We start from the raw sequence: 14,226 nt of genomic DNA, 5'->3' as shown, positions 1-14,226 counted from the left end.
GAGGCCCGCATTCTTGCCCGAGCCTGTGGTTTCGACCCACGGTGTCGCAATCGTTTACTGCTAACCGATTGGCAGGGCCTTGGCCAGGTCGCGGCGGGAGATGACGCCGACCTTGGTGAAGACCTTGCGCAGGTGCCACTCGACGGTGCGCGGACTCAGGAACAGCTCGGCGGCGATCTCCTGGTTGGTCCGGCCGGTGGCGGCCAGCTGCGCGACGGCCGCCTCCTGAGGGGTCAATTGCTCCCGTACGCGAGTGGGCCGCTTCTTGACCACGGCCTGGCCCATCAGGGCGAGCTCGCGGGCGGCCCGCTCGGCGTAGCCGGGGGCGCCCATCGCGGTGAAGGCGTGGTGGGCGGCGCGCAGCTCGGCACGGGCCTCGTGGAGGCGGTGCTCGCGACGCAGGTAGGAGCCGAAGAGCAGGCGGGCCCGGCAGACGGAGGCGGTCATCTCCTGGCCGGTGAGGAGCTCGATCGCGGTGCGGTAGTGCTTCTCGGCGGCCGGCGCGGGAGACGTCAGGGCGTCCATGAGGGCCTGGATGCCCAGCGCCACCGGGGTCGGCGTCTCGGCCGTGATCGCGGCCAGCCGGTCGCGGGCGGCGGCGGCCACCTCGGGGAGACCGGCGAGGGCGGCCGCCTCGATGAGCTCGTGCAGCGGCCAGTTGCCGAGCGCGAAGTCGCCGTGGGAGACGGCTTCCTCGGCTGCGGCCAGCGCCGCCCGGTGATCACCGTTTCCATTGTGGAGGATGGCGAGCGCGTGGCAGGCCAGCGCGTGCAGCCGGCCGTCACCGCGGGTGGCCGCCTCGCGTTTGCGTTCGTCGAACAGCGCGGTGGCCGTGTCGACCGGCCCTTTGTACGCCGCGAGGACGAGCCGGGAGAACTGGTAGACCGACGCCCCGGTGGCCTGGATGACCTCGTCGATCTCGTCCATCATGCCGGCCGCCTCGCCCAGCCGGCCGGCGTAGATCATGATGTTGGCCCGGATCGCGAGCGCGTTGGGCAGCAGCGAGAGCGCCCCGCTGTCGACGGCGGCCCGAATCGCGGCCTCGCTCATCTGCTTGACCAGGTCGAGCCGGTAGACCTCGTAGCCGACCAGCGAGGTGAGCCAGATGAAGCTGGAGTCGGCGATGGCGAGCGCGCGGTGCAGCAGCGGCAAGGACCGCGTACGCCCGTCCAGCACCCAGGAGACAAGCCCGGCCAGCAGCAGATCGGGGAACGTTTCACCGGCCGGGACCAGTTCGCGGGCCGAGAGGGCGGCCTTGCGCAGATCGTCGTCGCCGAACCGGCCGGTGTGCATGGCGGCCGTGACGGCCAGCAGGAAGGTGTCCCGCGAGGCCTGCGGGTCGGCGGCCGCCAGCCGTTGCGCCGCGGCCAGCAGCGGCGCGAAGGCCTCCCGCCGGGTGCGCAGCGCGAAGTCGACCTGGGCCCGCAGCCGTGAGACCAGCGTCTGCCGCAGGCCGTCGAGCGGCGCCAACTCGGCCGCCGACAGGAACCCGGTCACCCGGTCGTAGGAGCCGGCGTACGCCGCCGCCTCGGCCGCCGACACGAGCAGGGTCCCACGCCGCGCCGGGTCGGTGGTCAGTGACGCAGCCCGGTCGAGGAAGGCGGAGGCGGCCGACCAGCCTCCGCGGGCCCGGGCCCGGTCAGCCGAGCCCTCGAGCTCGGCCGCGACCTCGTCGTCCTGCCCGAGTACGGCCTGGGCACGGTGCCAGGCCCGGCGGTCGGGGTCCTGGGCCGGGTCGGTCACCTCGGCCAGGGCGGCGTGGACCTGGCGCAGCTCGGCCGGCTCGCCGGAATGCCAGGCGGCGGCCCGGACAAGTGGGTGCCGGAACCGGACCCGGGCGCCGACCTCGAGGAGCCGCTCCCGCTCGGCCGGGGCGGCCGCCCGAGCGCCGACACCGAGCCGGTCGAGGGCCCGCCACAGCAGCACGGCGTCGCCGACCGGCTCGACCGCGGCGGCCAGCAGGACCGTGCGGGTCTCGGGCGGCAGTGCCGCGATCCGCCGGCGGAAGCCGTCCTCGACCCGGTTCTCCAGCGGCGCCCGGCTGTAGCCGCCGAAGCCGAAGGCCAACTCGGCCGGGGTCAGCCCGCGCGGCAGCTCGAGGATCGCGAGGGGGTTGCCGCCGGTCTCGGCCACGATCCGGTCGCGGACGCGGGGATCGACCGGCCCGATCAGCACCGAGTCGAGCAGGGCCCGGGCGTCCGGCTCGGCGAGGGCTTCGACCGGCAGCTCAGGGATGCCCTCGAAGCCGGTGTCGCCGCGGGCCGCGAGCACCAGCCCGACCGACTCGCCCGACAGCCGGCGGGCCACGAAGCCGAGCGTCACCGCGGACGCCCGGTCGATCCATTGGGCGTCGTCGACCACGCACAGCAGCGGCTGATCGGCCGCCGCCTCGGCCAGCAGCCCGAGCACCGCCACGCCGACCAGCAGCCGCTCCGGCGGCGGGCCCGCGGCCAGCCCGAATACCGTGCTCAGGGCCTTGCGCTGAGGGACCGCGAGCCGGTCGAGATGGCCGAGCAGCGGCAAGCAGAGCTGCACCAGCGCCGAATAGGCGATTTCCGACTCGGACTCGACGCCGGCCGCGCGCAGCACGCGGCCGGGGCGGGCCCGGCCGGTCAGAAACTCCAGCAGGGCGGTCTTGCCGCTGCCGGACGGGCCGCGCAGCACGAGCGCGCGGCTCTGCCCGGAGCGGACCGCGCTCAGCAGCGCTTCGAGCTCGCCCTGCTCGCGGCGGCGTCCCACCAGATCGGTCTTCTCAACGGCCTTGACAAGTTCCTCGACCGCCTGCGCGGACAGCTCGATCTTCGACAGGAAACCGATCGCCGGGCTGGCCGCGATGAGGTCGGCGTAGTCCTCGCCGGAATGGGTGGAGATCATGATCACCGGAGTCGGTGCCAGCCGCGCGGCCAGGTCGAAGCCGCTCTCGCTGCCCAGGTTGATGTCGACCAGCGCCACATCGGGGTGCAGCTCCGCGGTCCGCAGATGAGCGTCGGCGATGTTCTCGGCCGTGCCTGCGACGGTCAGGCCCTCGCGTTCCAGCAGGTTACGGGCAGCGAGTAGGAATTGCCGATTGTCGTCGACGAGCAGGCAGCGCAAATTCACCCGACCAGGGTGCCAGTCGCGGCCCGGCGGCGCATTCCTGCCAGCCGGTAGTTCAGCCTTCCGCCACGGGGATCCGGCGCGCGACGATGGCGCGGTCGACGCGCAGCTCGCCCTCGTCGGCGAAGTAGTCGTCCGGCTGCGTGCCGTCGACACCGGCGGGAGTCTTGGTCACCCGCAGGATCAGAGTGACCAGCACGGCGACCAGCAGGTTGACCAGCACGGTCACGAAGCCGACGTAGATGGTCGACTTGGTGTCGAAGCCGAATTCGGACAGCGGGAACGCCGATCCGCCGAAGTGGGCATGCTTGGTGGCCGGGTTCGGAATCTGCCACAGCATCCACATCGACAGGCTCATGCCGGCCACCCAGCCGGCGATCAGCGCGCCGCGGTGCAGCCAGCGCGTGAACAGGCCCAGCGCCACCGCGGGAGCGGTCTGCAGGATGATCACACCGCCGATGAGCTGCAGGTCGATCGAGAACTGGGGATCGAGGAAGGCGATGAACGCGACCGCGCCGACCTTCACGGCCAGCGAGGTGATCTTCGAGACGCGCGCCTCGTCGGCGTGCGACGCGTCCTTGCGCAGGTACTCCTTGTAGATGTTGCGGGTGAACAGGTTGGCCGCGGCGATCGACATGATCGCGGCCGGGACGAGCGCGCCGATGCCGATCGCGGCGAACGCGACGCCGGCGAACCAGGCGGGGAACTGCATGTCGAACAGCAGCGGCACGACCGTGTTGCTGTCGACCGTGCCCGGTTTGGATCCCGGCAGCGGTTTCACGTTGGACGCGATGGCCACGTACCCCAGAAGCGCGAGGAGTCCGAGCAGGAAGGTGTACGCCGGCAGGGCCGACATGTTGCGTTTGATGACATTACGGTTCTTGCTGGCCAGCGCGCCGGTGATGCTGTGCGGGTAGAGGAAGAGCGCCAGCCCCGAGCCGAACGCGAGCGTCACGTACTGCAACTGGTTGTTGGCGTTGAGGATGATTCCGTCGTTGGGCGACGCGCTGGCCTGGAACTTCGCGTCGGCGGCGTCGAAGATGTCGCCCCAGCCGCCCAGCTTGAACGGCAGGTAGACGACCGCCACCAGGATCACGATGTAGATCAGCACGTCCTTGACGAACGCGATCAGCGCCGGTGCGCGAAGACCCGACTGGTACGTGTACGCGGCCAGAATGGCGAAGGCGATGATGATCGGGGCGTGCCGGGCGAGGAGGCTGTCGCCGGTCACGCCCATGGTCTTGAGGACCGCTTCCAATCCGACGAGCTGAAGTGCGATGTACGGCATGGTCGCGACAATTCCGGTGATCGCGACCAGCAGGGCCATCGTCGGCGAGTCGAAGCGGCTGCGTACAAACTCCGCGGGGGTCACGAATCCGTGCCGATGCGACACCGACCAGAGCCGGATGAGGATCAGGAAGAACAACGGAAAAGTGATGATGGTGTCCGGAACGGCGAAGAATCCGGTCGCGCCGGCGCCGAAGATCAAGGCCGGAACGGCGACGAACGTGTACGCCGTGTAGAGGTCGCCGCCGACGAGGAACCAGGTTATCCACCCGCCGAAGTTCCGGCCGCCGAGGCCCCACTCGTCCAGGTGGGCCATGTCCTTCGGCGCGCGCCAGCGGGCTGCCACGAAGCCCAGGCCGCTGACCAGCAGGAACAGGATCGTGAAGATGACGATCTCGGTGACGTGGTCTCTCATCGGCGAAGCAGCCAATTCCAGGAGCTGCGCGGGCTGCACATGATCGACTATCCTGCCATGATCGCATGCTTGTCCGGTTCCTCGTGCTTGATCGCGGGGTAGCCTCCTGACGAGGAGGAGCGAAGACGTGCCGGACGACACCGCTGCGAACGCCGAGCTGCGCGGTTGGCAGCGCGAGAAAGCGGCACTCTCGGGCTTGCTGAGTGACGTCGCCGGCGGCATGAGCCGGGCGTTGGTGCTACCACCGGGTTCCGGGTCGTGCGAGCCAGCGGTGTCGAGTCCGAGTCGGAGATTGCGTACGCCGGCCTGCAACAGCTGTGTGCCCCGCTGTTGCCCTGGCTCGACCGGATGGCCGAAGTGCCCCGAGTCGCGCTGGCGACTGCCTTCGGGCTCAGCCTCGGCCCGCCGCCCGGGCTGCTCGGCCTCGGCATGGCCACGCTGGGGCTGGTCGCCGAGGCAGCCCCGGAAGCCGGTCGACTTTCGGGTACGTGATCGCATCGTGGCCGATACACAAGGCAACCCGCTGGCGTTGCTTGAACTGCCGCGTGGTTTGTCGCCGGAGGAGCTGGCGTTCGGCTTCGGGGGGCAGAACCACGCTCCGCTCGCCACCCGCGTGGAGGAGGGCTTCCGCCGACGCATCGCCGCTCTGCCGGAGGACGCGCGCAGAGTCTTGCTGGCGGCTGCTGTCGAGCCCCTCGGGGACGCACTGCTGTTGCGCCGGACTTTGCAGCAGCTAGGCATCCCACCCGACGCGGCCGCGCCGGCCGAGGCCGATGGGTTGATCGAATTCGGCGTACGGGTCCGCTTCCGGCACCCGCTGGTGCGCTCGGCTGCCTGATACTCTGCCGACGTCCGTGCCCTGCGTGAGGTCCATGCCGCGCTTGCCGATGTGATCGACCCGGACACCGAGCCCATCGCCGGCGACCTTGGCTGACCATCGGATCCTTCATTCCGGCCGCGAGTCGTTTGATCGCAGGCGCCGCTGGGTACCGCGCGACCGTCGACTGGCCCGCGTACACGGGAGTGAGCGATGTCCCTGGAGTATCGGATCGAGCGCAGCGCCGACCGCGTCACCGTCACGCCCGAGGGCGACATCAGCCTCGAGACGGTCGACGTCCTGCGCGAAGTCCTCCGCCATGTCCTGAACAGTCAGAACGCCGCCCACATCGACGTGGACATGCGCGCCGTGACTTTCCTCGACTCGAGCGGTATCGGCGTGCTGATCGCCGCCCACCGAGCCGCGGCCGCCCAAAGCGTCACCCTGATGCTGAGTGAACCGACCCCGATGGTCCGCATGGTGCTGGAGATCGCCCACCTCGACGGCATCCTGCTGCGCGACAGCCCGGTCAGCTGACCGGCTGGGCAGCCACGCGAGTAGCGGTCGGTCAGCTAACGGCCGCGAGGCGGACGGCTGCGACGGTTACCAGGTCGGCGCCGAAGAGGACGACGGCCCACGCCGGGGGTGTGGACGAGGTCCTGCCGCCGGTCGGACAGGGCGGTCATGCCGTCACCGCCCGCCGGCGCAGCCGTCGCGCGATGAGCACGCAAGCCGCCGCTATCAGCAGGACGGCGCCGATCACCGCGGCGAGCTGGACCAAGGCGCTGTGGCCGCGGCCGGTCTCGGGCGCCGGGGGCGCGCCGATCAGGGTCCAGGCATGGGCGTCGTCGGTGCCTTCGTAGACGGCGCGCTGACCGCTGGGTCCGGTGGCGAGTGTCTTGTAGGCGGGGTTGAGGTCGGTGAGCATCCGTACCGTGACGGTGGCCGCCGTGACCGGGCCGGCGCAGGTGTAGTCGATCGTGGCGCCCTTGAGGCCTAGGGCGGCGACGGGTTGAACCTGTCCGGTGCAGGGGCGGGAACCGTCGGTGACGGTGATTCGCTCCAGGAGGTAGGTAGTGAGCTTCGGGGACTTCCCGATGACGCCGGGGTCGCTGTACTGGTAGTCGACGGCGCCGTCGAGGCCGATCCGATCGTTCGGCAGCAGGCCGAGCGAGACGCCGAGCAGGGTGAGGTCGTCGGGCCCGCCGGCCCGCCATTTCACGTGGACGACTTCGGGTCGCTTCGCGTCGGGGGCGATGCTCACTGTCTGCGGGTCGCCGAAGGGATGCGCCTGGGCCGGGCTGGGAACGAGCGTGACGATCCCGATGACGGCCAGGGCGATCAGCGCGCGGGTGCTGTGTAAGGCCAAGGAACTCACTCCGGGCGGTGTGGTGCTGCGAACCGGCCCAGTCTGTAAGCGGTCACGTACGCGGGAGTGATCTTGAGGGGTCGCAAGTGTGAACAATGCGCGGACTGCCATGTCGTGTCAGTTGCAAAGTCTTGGCAACAACGAAAGCAGGGCCATATGCTCCCCGGTAATCGGCTGGGGAGGGGCGGCATGGATACAGTGGCGATGCACATCGCCAACGGGATCGTGGATGGGCCGGTCTCGGCGCTGTTCGCGGTGTTCGCGGCGGTGGCTCTGGCGTTCTGCGTGTACAAGGCGCGCGCGGATCTCGATGAGCGGCTCGCGCCGATGGCGGGCCTGGTCGCGGCGTTCATCTTCGCCGTGCAGATGCTCAACTTCCAGGTGCTGCCCGGTGTCTCGGGGCACCTGCTCGGCGGCACCCTCGCGGTGATCCTGGCCGGCCCGTGGGTGGGCGCGCTGTGCGTGTCGACGGTGCTGATTGTGCAGTGCCTGCTGTTCGCCGACGGCGGGCTGACCGCGATCGGGCTGAACATCACGAACATGGCGCTGATCGGCACGGCCGCCGGTTACCTGCTGGTGGCCGGGCTGCTGCGGGTGCTGCCGAAGACGCCGGCCGGGCTCGGCGCGACCGCGTTGATCGCGTCGATCATCAGCGTGACCGTCGCCTCGCAGGGCTTCGTGCTGGAGTACGCGCTGGGCGGCACCACCGAGCTGTCGATCCCGACGATCTCGGCCACGATGGCCGGCGTGCACGTGCTGATCGGCATCGGCGAGGGCCTGATCGCGGCGACCACGGTGGCTACGGTCGCGAAGGTACGGCCCGACCTGGTGTACGCGCTGCGCCGCTTCCGTAAGCCCGCCGCCGTCGAGATCGGAGTGCCGGCATGACCAAGAAACTCGGCTGGTTCCTGGCCGGTGGCCTGCTGGTGGCCCTGCTGCTGGCCGGCGTGGTCAGCAACTTCGCCTCTTCCAGCCCGGACGGCCTGGACGCGACCGCCCGCGACGGCTGCACCTTCGACGCCAACGATGAGATCACCGGCGGCACCTGCATGCTCCAGCAGGAGCAGGGCCACCAGATGGCCGACAGCCCGCTCGCGGACTACGGGATCAAAGGCATCGACAACGCGTACGTCTCGACGGGTCTCGCCGGGGTCGCCGGTGTCCTGATCACCTTCGGGATCGGGGCGGGCGCCTTCTGGGTGCTGCGCCGGCGTGGCGGCTCGGCGACCGCGACCGCCCCGGCCGAGAAGACCGGCGCGGAGGCCTGATGGGCGCGGGCCACGCTCACCCGTTGCACCTCGACCGGGACAGCGCGGTCCATCGCCTGGCGCCCGAGGTGAAGATCGTCGCGGTGCTGCTGTTCACGATCGTCGTGGTGATCACCCCGCGGACGGAGTTCCTGGCGTTCGCGGGGTACGCCCTGCTGCTGGCCGTGGTCGCGGCACTCGCACGGGTGCCGGGCCTGTGGCTGGCCAAGCGAGCGACGATCGAGCTGCCGTTCGTGCTGCTCGCCGTCGCGTTGCCCTTCCTCGGGCACGGTGAGCGGGTCGAGTGGCTGGGCATGTCGCTTTCGGTCGACGGGCTCTACGGCGCGTGGAACATCTTCGCCAAGGGCACCCTCGGTGTGGTGGCGTCGTTGCTGCTGGCCGCGACCACCACGATGCGCGACCTGATCCTCGGTCTGGACCGGTTGCGCTGCCCGCAGGCGTTCACCCAGATCGCCACGTTCATGCTGCGCTACCTCGACGTGCTTGCCGACGACGCCCGCCGGATGCGCATTGCCCGGCTGTCACGCGGCTACGACCCCCGGTTCCTGTGGCAGGTGAAGGCGTTCGCGGTCGGTGTGGGGTCGCTGTTCCTGCGCGCCTACGAGCGTGGTGAGCGGGTCTATCTGGCGATGGTGTCGCGCGGCTACAACGGCCGGCTGCCCCTTCTCTCGGACGAGCGGACGCCGGTGGCGCAGTGGGTGACCGCCGCGGTGCTGCCGGCCGCGTCGGCCGGTATCGCGCTGGCTACGGTGCTGTCGTGACCCCTTCGCTGCGCATCGCCGGCCTGCACTTCGCCTACCCGGACGGCAGCGTCGCGCTGCGCGGCGTCGACCTGACCGTCGAGGCCGGCGAGCGGGTCGCGTTGCTGGGGCCGAACGGCGCCGGCAAGACCACCCTGGTGCTGCACCTCAACGGCATCCTGCAGGGCGGCGCCGGCGCCATCGAGGTGGCCGGCATGCGGGTCGATCCGGCCGACCGGCCCGGCCTGGCCGAGATCCGGCGCCGGGTCGGGATCGTCTTTCAGGACCCCGACGACCAGCTCTTCATGCCGACCGTGGCCGAGGACGTCGCGTTCGGCCCGGCCAACCTCGGAATCCGCGGCGACGAGCTGAACCGGCGGGTCGACGAGGCCCTCGAGGCGGTCGGCATGGCCGAGCACCGCGACCAAGTCCCGCACCATCTGTCGTTCGGGCAGCGCCGCCGGGTCGCCGTCGCGACGGTCCTCGCCATGCGTCCGGAGATCCTGGTGCTGGACGAGCCGTCGTCGAACCTCGACCCGGCCAGCCGGCGGGAGCTTGCGGAGATCCTGGAGTCGCTGCCGGTCACCGTGCTGATGGTCACGCACGATCTCCCGTACGCGATGCAGCTGTGCCCTCGCTCGGTCATCCTCGACACCGGCCGCATCGTCGCCGACGCACCCACGCGCGAGTTGCTGGCCGACGCCGAGCTGCTGCGCACCCACCGCCTGGAACTGCCGTTCGGCTTCTACCCCGCCGCGAGGTGAGGCCGGTCAGGCGGCGGCCAGGGTGAGGCTCGCGAAGTTCTTACCAGTCGAGTTGTGCGTCGGGGACCCCGGCTGAACGGGCGTAGTTCTTGACCTCCTCGCGGGCCGGGTCATCGCCCTTGCTGTAGTGGAAGACCTTGCCGGGGAAGATGACGTAGGTCTCATCGTCGGTGTCGTAGCTGGCGTACCAGCCGCGGCCGGACAGGGCGTCGGCGAGGTGGGAGGCCAACTCGGTGGGGTCGGCGTCGCTGGAGAACTCCACCAGGGTCCAAATTTTTGGTTGCTCCGCGGTGTTGTCGGCCACCTCCACGCGCGAAAGCTTGCGCAGCGTGAGCTGAGTACCTTCGAACTCCGCGCCCGGACGCAGGCTCTCGACGATTACGGCACCGTTCAGCATGGGAATCCTCTCTCCACCTCGGACTTACCGCGCGCGATCGTGAGTCCAGGGAATCACGCCGTGGCGCGTTGCCCGGAGCGCTCACGGCCTGCGGGCTTGCGTTGCGCGACGGGTGAGGTAGCGCTGCTCGGGGAGGCTCGCGGTCATCCGGGCGGCGCGCAGGTACGACTGGTACGCGGCCTCGCTGTCGCCGGACTGTTCGAGCAGGTGGGCGCGGACGGCTTCGGAGGCGGTGGCTGTGGGCCAGCCGGTCGTCGGCGTCGAGGGCGCCGAGCGCGGCGAGGCCGGCGGTCGGTCCGTGCACCATGGCGAGGGCGACGGCGCGGCTGAGCGCGACGGTGGGGCCGGGTGCGATCCGGGTGAGTACGTCGTACAGGGCGAGGATCTGCGGCCAATCGGTGCGGTCGTCGGAGGGCGCCTCGTCGTGCAGGGCGGCGATGGCCGCCTGGATCTGGTACGGGCCGACAGGGCCGGCGCCCAGGGTACGGGTCAGCAGCCGCTGTCCCTCGGCGATGGCTGCCCGGTCCCAGAGGTCGCGGCGCTGGTCCGCCAGCGGGACGAGGTAGCCGTCGAGGTCGATCCGGGCCGCGCGGCGGGCATCGGTGAGCAGCATCAGCGCGAGCAGGCCGGCGACTTCGCCATCGCGTGGAAGAAGCCCGTGCAGCAGGTATGCGAGCCGGATCGCTTCGCGGGTCAGGTCGACCCGGGTCAGTTGTGGGCCGGAGGTCGTCGTGTAGCCCTCGTTGAAGACCAGGTACAGGACGTGCGGGACCACACCGAGCCGTTCGGTCCGCTCGGCGGGGGTGGGTGCGGTGAACCGGGCGCCGGCTTCGCGGATGCGCTGCTTGGCCCGGCCGATGCGCCTCTCCATCGTCTCCGCGGGCACGAGGAACGCCGCGGCGATCTGCGCGGTGGTCAGCCCGCCCACCGCGCGGAGCGTGAGGGCGAGCTGCGAGGGCCGGGTGAGGCTGGGGTGGCAGCACAGGAACAGCAGGACGAGGTGTCGTCGGGTTCGTCCGCGGGTGGCCGCTGGGCCGGATCGAGGACTGTCTGTTCTTCGCCTCCCTCGACCGGCGGACCGCCGCGCTGCCGGTGAAACAGTGGCCGCTCACGGACGGACGCTGATGATCGTCTTTCCCTTGAGCCGCTCGGTCGGGTTGAGGGCGGCGACGGCATCGTCGAGTGTCGCGACGGTGCCGATGTTCGTGCGCAGGCGCCCGTCCCGTACCCGATTGACGATCTCGACCAGTTGGGCCCGGTCGGCCTCGACGACGAAGTCGACCGCCCGGCCGTCGGCGGGCCGTGCCTCGGCCGGCCCGACGATGGACACCAGCGTTCCTCCCGCTCGAACGAGACGTGCGGATCGCTTCTGGATGTCTCCGCCGATGAGGTCGAAGACCAGGTCGACCCCGCCGATGTCGTCCAGAGTGTCGTTCTCGAGGTCGACGAACTCCTGCGCGCCGAAGTCGAGCGCCTTCTGCCGGTCGGCGGCGCGTCCGGTGCCGATCACGTACCCGCCGAACTCACGCGCGAGCTGGGTCACCATCGTCCCGACCGCGCCGGCCGCGCCGTGCACGAGCACGCTCTGACCGGCCTGCAGGCGGCCGTGCTGGAACAGTCCCTGCCACGCGGTCAGCCCCGAGATCGGCAGGCTCGCGCCCACGGTGAAGTCGACGTCGCCGGGCAACGGCGCGAGGTTGCGTGCCTCGACGGCGACGTATTCGGCCAGGGTGCCGTCGCGATGCCAGTCCGCGAGGCCGAACACCCGCTGTCCCACCGACAGGCCCGTCGTGCCGTAGCCGAGGGCGCTGACCACGCCGGCCAGCTCGTGCCCCGGTATCGACGGCGTCCGGTCCCGGTCGCGCCGATCGGTCCAGGTCGAGGGCCAGTCCATCTCGGTCGGTACGAACCCCGACGCGTGCACCTCGACGATGACGTCGTTGATCGCCGCCGGCGGCTCGGGTCGCTCCGACAGCGTCATCCCGGCCGTTCCGGCGGCTTGATCGGTCACCACGATCGCTTTCATGGCTTGTCTCCCTGGTCATGTCTCGTCGTTGGAAATATTGGCGGGCGGAAGGCTCGGGTAACCTGGCGGCCATGGTCGACTCGCAGGTCAGGAGCGAGGGCGCCCGGCTGACCGCTCGCGGCGCGGCCACCCGGGAACGCATCGTGCTGGCCGCCGCCGAGCTGATGGCCGCCAAGGGCGTCGCTGCCACCACTCTCGACGAGGTCCGGCTCGCCAGCGGCACCAGCAAGTCCCAGCTCTACCACCATTTCGCGGCCAAGGAGGAATTGGTCCGCGAGGTCGTCACCCATCAGGCCGGCGTGGTGCTGGAACGTCAGCACCAGTTGCTGCGCGGCGTCAACTCGTTCGCCGGGCTGCGCCGATGGCGCGACGCCGTGGTGCAGCGCAACGAGCTGCGCGGCGGCGCGTACGGATGCGAGATCGGCACCCTCGCGGCGGAGCTGTCCGACACCGACGAAGCCGCCCGGCAGGCGCTGGCCGGCCACTTCGCCACCTGGGAACAGTTGCTCGCGGACGGCTTCCAGCGGATGCGCGACAACGGCACGCTGCGCGCCGACGCCGACCCGGCGACGCTGTCCGTAGCGGTGATGGCCGCCGTTCAGGGCGGCTACCTGCTGGCTCAGACGGCGCATGACACCGAGCCCATGCGGGTGGCCTTGGACATGGCGCTGGCACACGTCCAGACATTCCAAGTGGGCACAACGGGACTATAAAGTCCAGTTGCACTGGTTTGCAAATGCCCGAGTGATTGAGGTTGGACGCTATAGTCCAACGGAGAGCTAGTCACCGTCAGGGAGGGGCCATGACCGGACCGCACGAGAATGTCAAGATCTTCGGGCTTCGGCCGGTGGAGGCGGTCGCGGGCCTCGTGCCGGGCGGCAGGCATTGCGCGCCGATCATTGCGGCCTTGCCCGGGCTGGGCATCGAGACCGACATCGTCGGCGTTCTGCATGGCGCCGACGGCCTGCGCATCCTCGACCCCGAGCCGCATGGGATCGGGCAACGAGTCCTCAAGTTCTTCGAGAGCTGGGGCTACCACGCGGAGATCATCAAGCTTTACGACGAAGGGCTGCGCAAGGGCGAGTCCATGGTTGTCGTGCCGGCGGCGTACTCCGACCGGGTTGTTCTCGGCGAGCTGATGGCAGGCAACGGGGGCCACGCGGTCTTCTACTTCGGTGTCGGGCATGTGGAGTCGCTGACGGGCCCCTGACCGCTCAGATGGAGGCCATCTGCCGCTCGAGAGCCTTGGGATCGACGCGCCACGCCCGGTGGCCGTCGCGGGCCATGGCGTCCGGGAAGATGTCCTCCTCGCCCGCTTCCACGCCGTCCAGGATCGCCTGGGCGACGTCCCGCGGGCTGGTCTTCGGGATCGGGAACGCCCGGATCATGTCGGTGTCCACCGCGCCGGGGAACACCCCGTGCACGGTGATGCCGAGGTCGGTGACCTGGGCTCGTACGGCTTGGGTCATCGACGCGGCGGCCGCCTTGGAGGCGCTGTAACCGCCCATGCCGCGCACCGCGCCCAGCGCCACCAGGCTCAGCATGTTGACGATCGCGCCGCCGCCGTTGTCCCGTAGCACCGGGACGAACGCGCGGGTGACGGCGAGGGTGCCGAGGTAGTTGGTGGTCATGTCGGCGTGGATCGCGGCGAGATCGCCGGTGAGCAGATCGGCGAACTCCAGTGAACCGCCGTTGTTCACCAGCAGCGTGACATCGCCGGCGGCGGCTACGGCGGCCGTCACCCCGCCGGGATCGGTGATGTCCAGCTGCAGGGCGACCACTCGGGCGTCGGTCGCGAAGTCGGCCAGCGTCCCGGCCCGGCGGGCCGTCGCGTACACCTTCCTGGCGCCTCGATCGAGGAGTGCCTCGACGATCGCCCGCCCGATGCCGCGGTTGGCGCCGGTCACCAGCGCCGTGCCGGCGTTCACATCCACCATCTCATGCTCCGTTCGCGTTGATTGATGTGCCACGGCTACGTTCCGCCGGCTCGCGACGGTTGCCCAGAGCACTGTTCAACCCCGGGCGCCGCCAACCTGGGTCCGGCAGA

15 protein-coding genes and 1 pseudogene are annotated in these 14,226 nt (G+C 70.4%); 9 read left to right on the top strand and 7 right to left on the bottom strand.

From position 1 onward, the window contains the following. Window positions 1–60 precede the first annotated feature (60 nt). Together ACQPZX_RS34880 and mctP are read right to left on the bottom strand one after the other, a co-directional pair. Entirely contained in the window at window positions 61–3,099 is a 3,039-nt protein-coding gene (locus tag ACQPZX_RS34880) for an AAA family ATPase (protein ID WP_433364945.1), read from the bottom strand. Window positions 3,100–3,151: 52 nt separating this feature from the next. Continuing rightward, entirely contained in the window at window positions 3,152–4,798 is a 1,647-nt protein-coding gene (mctP, locus tag ACQPZX_RS34875; RefSeq protein ID WP_433364942.1) for a monocarboxylate uptake permease MctP, read from the bottom strand. A gap of 258 nt (window positions 4,799–5,056) precedes the next feature. Between mctP and ACQPZX_RS34870 the strand changes: the two genes are divergently transcribed. The 3 genes from ACQPZX_RS34870 (at window position 5,057) to ACQPZX_RS34860 (ending at window position 6,152) form a co-directional block, all read left to right on the top strand. Beyond that, complete coding sequence (locus ACQPZX_RS34870) at window positions 5,057–5,290, top strand: hypothetical protein (protein WP_433364939.1); 234 nt, start codon at window positions 5,057–5,059, stop codon at window positions 5,288–5,290. Window positions 5,291–5,297: 7 nt separating this feature from the next. Beyond that, on the top strand, window positions 5,298–5,636 hold the full coding sequence (locus ACQPZX_RS34865) for a hypothetical protein (RefSeq protein ID WP_433364936.1): 339 nt from the start codon (window positions 5,298–5,300) through the stop codon (window positions 5,634–5,636). A 192-nt stretch (window positions 5,637–5,828) separates the two neighbouring features. After that, window positions 5,829–6,152 carry an STAS domain-containing protein gene (locus tag ACQPZX_RS34860; protein WP_433364933.1) on the top strand — a complete coding sequence of 108 codons (324 nt, stop codon included), beginning with the start codon at window positions 5,829–5,831 and terminating at the stop codon, window positions 6,150–6,152. Between the two features lie 145 nt (window positions 6,153–6,297). Here ACQPZX_RS34860 and ACQPZX_RS34855 read toward each other — a convergent pair whose 3' ends face one another. Beyond that, window positions 6,298–6,984: a hypothetical protein gene (locus ACQPZX_RS34855; RefSeq protein WP_433364930.1), complete on the bottom strand. Its 687-nt coding sequence runs from the start codon at window positions 6,982–6,984 to the stop codon at window positions 6,298–6,300. A gap of 189 nt (window positions 6,985–7,173) precedes the next feature. On the opposite strand from ACQPZX_RS34855, the gene ACQPZX_RS34850 reads away from it, so the two are divergent. The 4 genes from ACQPZX_RS34850 to ACQPZX_RS34835 are packed head-to-tail and all read left to right on the top strand — an operon-like array spanning window position 7,174 to window position 9,756. Beyond that, complete coding sequence (locus ACQPZX_RS34850; RefSeq protein WP_433364927.1) at window positions 7,174–7,872, top strand: energy-coupling factor ABC transporter permease; 699 nt, start codon at window positions 7,174–7,176, stop codon at window positions 7,870–7,872. Beyond that, entirely contained in the window at window positions 7,869–8,252 is a 384-nt protein-coding gene (locus ACQPZX_RS34845) for a PDGLE domain-containing protein (RefSeq protein WP_433364924.1), read from the top strand. The genes ACQPZX_RS34850 and ACQPZX_RS34845 overlap by 4 nt, the downstream gene beginning before the upstream one ends. Then, complete coding sequence (gene cbiQ / locus ACQPZX_RS34840; RefSeq protein ID WP_433364921.1) at window positions 8,252–9,013, top strand: cobalt ECF transporter T component CbiQ; 762 nt, start codon at window positions 8,252–8,254, stop codon at window positions 9,011–9,013. The genes ACQPZX_RS34845 and cbiQ overlap by 1 nt, the downstream gene beginning before the upstream one ends. Beyond that, window positions 9,010–9,756 carry an energy-coupling factor ABC transporter ATP-binding protein gene (locus ACQPZX_RS34835; protein ID WP_433364919.1) on the top strand — a complete coding sequence of 249 codons (747 nt, stop codon included), beginning with the start codon at window positions 9,010–9,012 and terminating at the stop codon, window positions 9,754–9,756. Before cbiQ ends, ACQPZX_RS34835 begins: the two co-directional genes overlap by 4 nt. A gap of 40 nt (window positions 9,757–9,796) precedes the next feature. On the opposite strand, the gene ACQPZX_RS34830 is transcribed toward ACQPZX_RS34835, so the two are convergent. The 3 genes and pseudogenes from ACQPZX_RS34830 to ACQPZX_RS34820 form a co-directional block, all read right to left on the bottom strand. Further along, on the bottom strand, window positions 9,797–10,153 hold the full coding sequence (locus ACQPZX_RS34830; protein WP_433386077.1) for a hypothetical protein: 357 nt from the start codon (window positions 10,151–10,153) through the stop codon (window positions 9,797–9,799). Window positions 10,154–10,694: 541 nt separating this feature from the next. Continuing rightward, window positions 10,695–11,081, bottom strand: a pseudogene (locus tag ACQPZX_RS34825) (DUF6596 domain-containing protein); the annotation flags it as partial. 180 nt (window positions 11,082–11,261) lie between these two features. Continuing rightward, the gene (locus tag ACQPZX_RS34820) at window positions 11,262–12,179 is read right to left on the bottom strand and encodes an NADP-dependent oxidoreductase (RefSeq protein WP_433364916.1); all 918 of its coding nucleotides are present in this window, start codon (window positions 12,177–12,179) and stop codon (window positions 11,262–11,264) included. A gap of 71 nt (window positions 12,180–12,250) precedes the next feature. Between ACQPZX_RS34820 and ACQPZX_RS34815 the strand changes: the two genes are divergently transcribed. After that, the gene (locus ACQPZX_RS34815) at window positions 12,251–12,892 is read left to right on the top strand and encodes a TetR/AcrR family transcriptional regulator (RefSeq protein WP_433364913.1); all 642 of its coding nucleotides are present in this window, start codon (window positions 12,251–12,253) and stop codon (window positions 12,890–12,892) included. Window positions 12,893–12,981: 89 nt separating this feature from the next. After that, window positions 12,982–13,389 carry a hypothetical protein gene (locus ACQPZX_RS34810; RefSeq protein ID WP_433364910.1) on the top strand — a complete coding sequence of 136 codons (408 nt, stop codon included), beginning with the start codon at window positions 12,982–12,984 and terminating at the stop codon, window positions 13,387–13,389. 4 nt (window positions 13,390–13,393) lie between these two features. Here the strand turns inward: ACQPZX_RS34810 and ACQPZX_RS34805 are convergent, their stop codons facing one another. Then, the gene (locus ACQPZX_RS34805) at window positions 13,394–14,116 is read right to left on the bottom strand and encodes an SDR family oxidoreductase (RefSeq protein WP_433364907.1); all 723 of its coding nucleotides are present in this window, start codon (window positions 14,114–14,116) and stop codon (window positions 13,394–13,396) included. Window positions 14,117–14,226 lie beyond the last annotated feature (110 nt).

This window comes from Actinoplanes sp. CA-142083, from assembly GCF_050942195.1.
In the GTDB taxonomy this organism is placed as follows: Bacteria; Actinomycetota; Actinomycetes; order Mycobacteriales; family Micromonosporaceae; genus Actinoplanes.
This window is presented reverse-complemented; position numbering and strand designations above follow the sequence as displayed.

What these genes read in the sequence shown, in the direction of transcription:
- ACQPZX_RS34810 (WP_433364910.1), top strand. Translation starts at nt 12,982, where the DNA reads ATGACCGGACCGCACGAGAATGTCAAGATCTTCGGGCTTCGGCCGGTG.
- ACQPZX_RS34830 (WP_433386077.1), bottom strand. Translation starts at nt 10,153, where the DNA reads ATGCTGAACGGTGCCGTAATCGTCGAGAGCCTGCGTCCGGGCGCGGAG.
- mctP (WP_433364942.1), bottom strand. Translation starts at nt 4,798, where the DNA reads ATGAGAGACCACGTCACCGAGATCGTCATCTTCACGATCCTGTTCCTG.
- ACQPZX_RS34820 (WP_433364916.1), bottom strand. Translation starts at nt 12,179, where the DNA reads ATGAAAGCGATCGTGGTGACCGATCAAGCCGCCGGAACGGCCGGGATG.
- ACQPZX_RS34815 (WP_433364913.1), top strand. Translation starts at nt 12,251, where the DNA reads ATGGTCGACTCGCAGGTCAGGAGCGAGGGCGCCCGGCTGACCGCTCGC.
- ACQPZX_RS34805 (WP_433364907.1), bottom strand. Translation starts at nt 14,116, where the DNA reads ATGGTGGATGTGAACGCCGGCACGGCGCTGGTGACCGGCGCCAACCGC.
- ACQPZX_RS34850 (WP_433364927.1), top strand. Translation starts at nt 7,174, where the DNA reads ATGGATACAGTGGCGATGCACATCGCCAACGGGATCGTGGATGGGCCG.
- cbiQ (WP_433364921.1), top strand. Translation starts at nt 8,252, where the DNA reads ATGGGCGCGGGCCACGCTCACCCGTTGCACCTCGACCGGGACAGCGCG.
- ACQPZX_RS34860 (WP_433364933.1), top strand. Translation starts at nt 5,829, where the DNA reads ATGTCCCTGGAGTATCGGATCGAGCGCAGCGCCGACCGCGTCACCGTC.
- ACQPZX_RS34845 (WP_433364924.1), top strand. Translation starts at nt 7,869, where the DNA reads ATGACCAAGAAACTCGGCTGGTTCCTGGCCGGTGGCCTGCTGGTGGCC.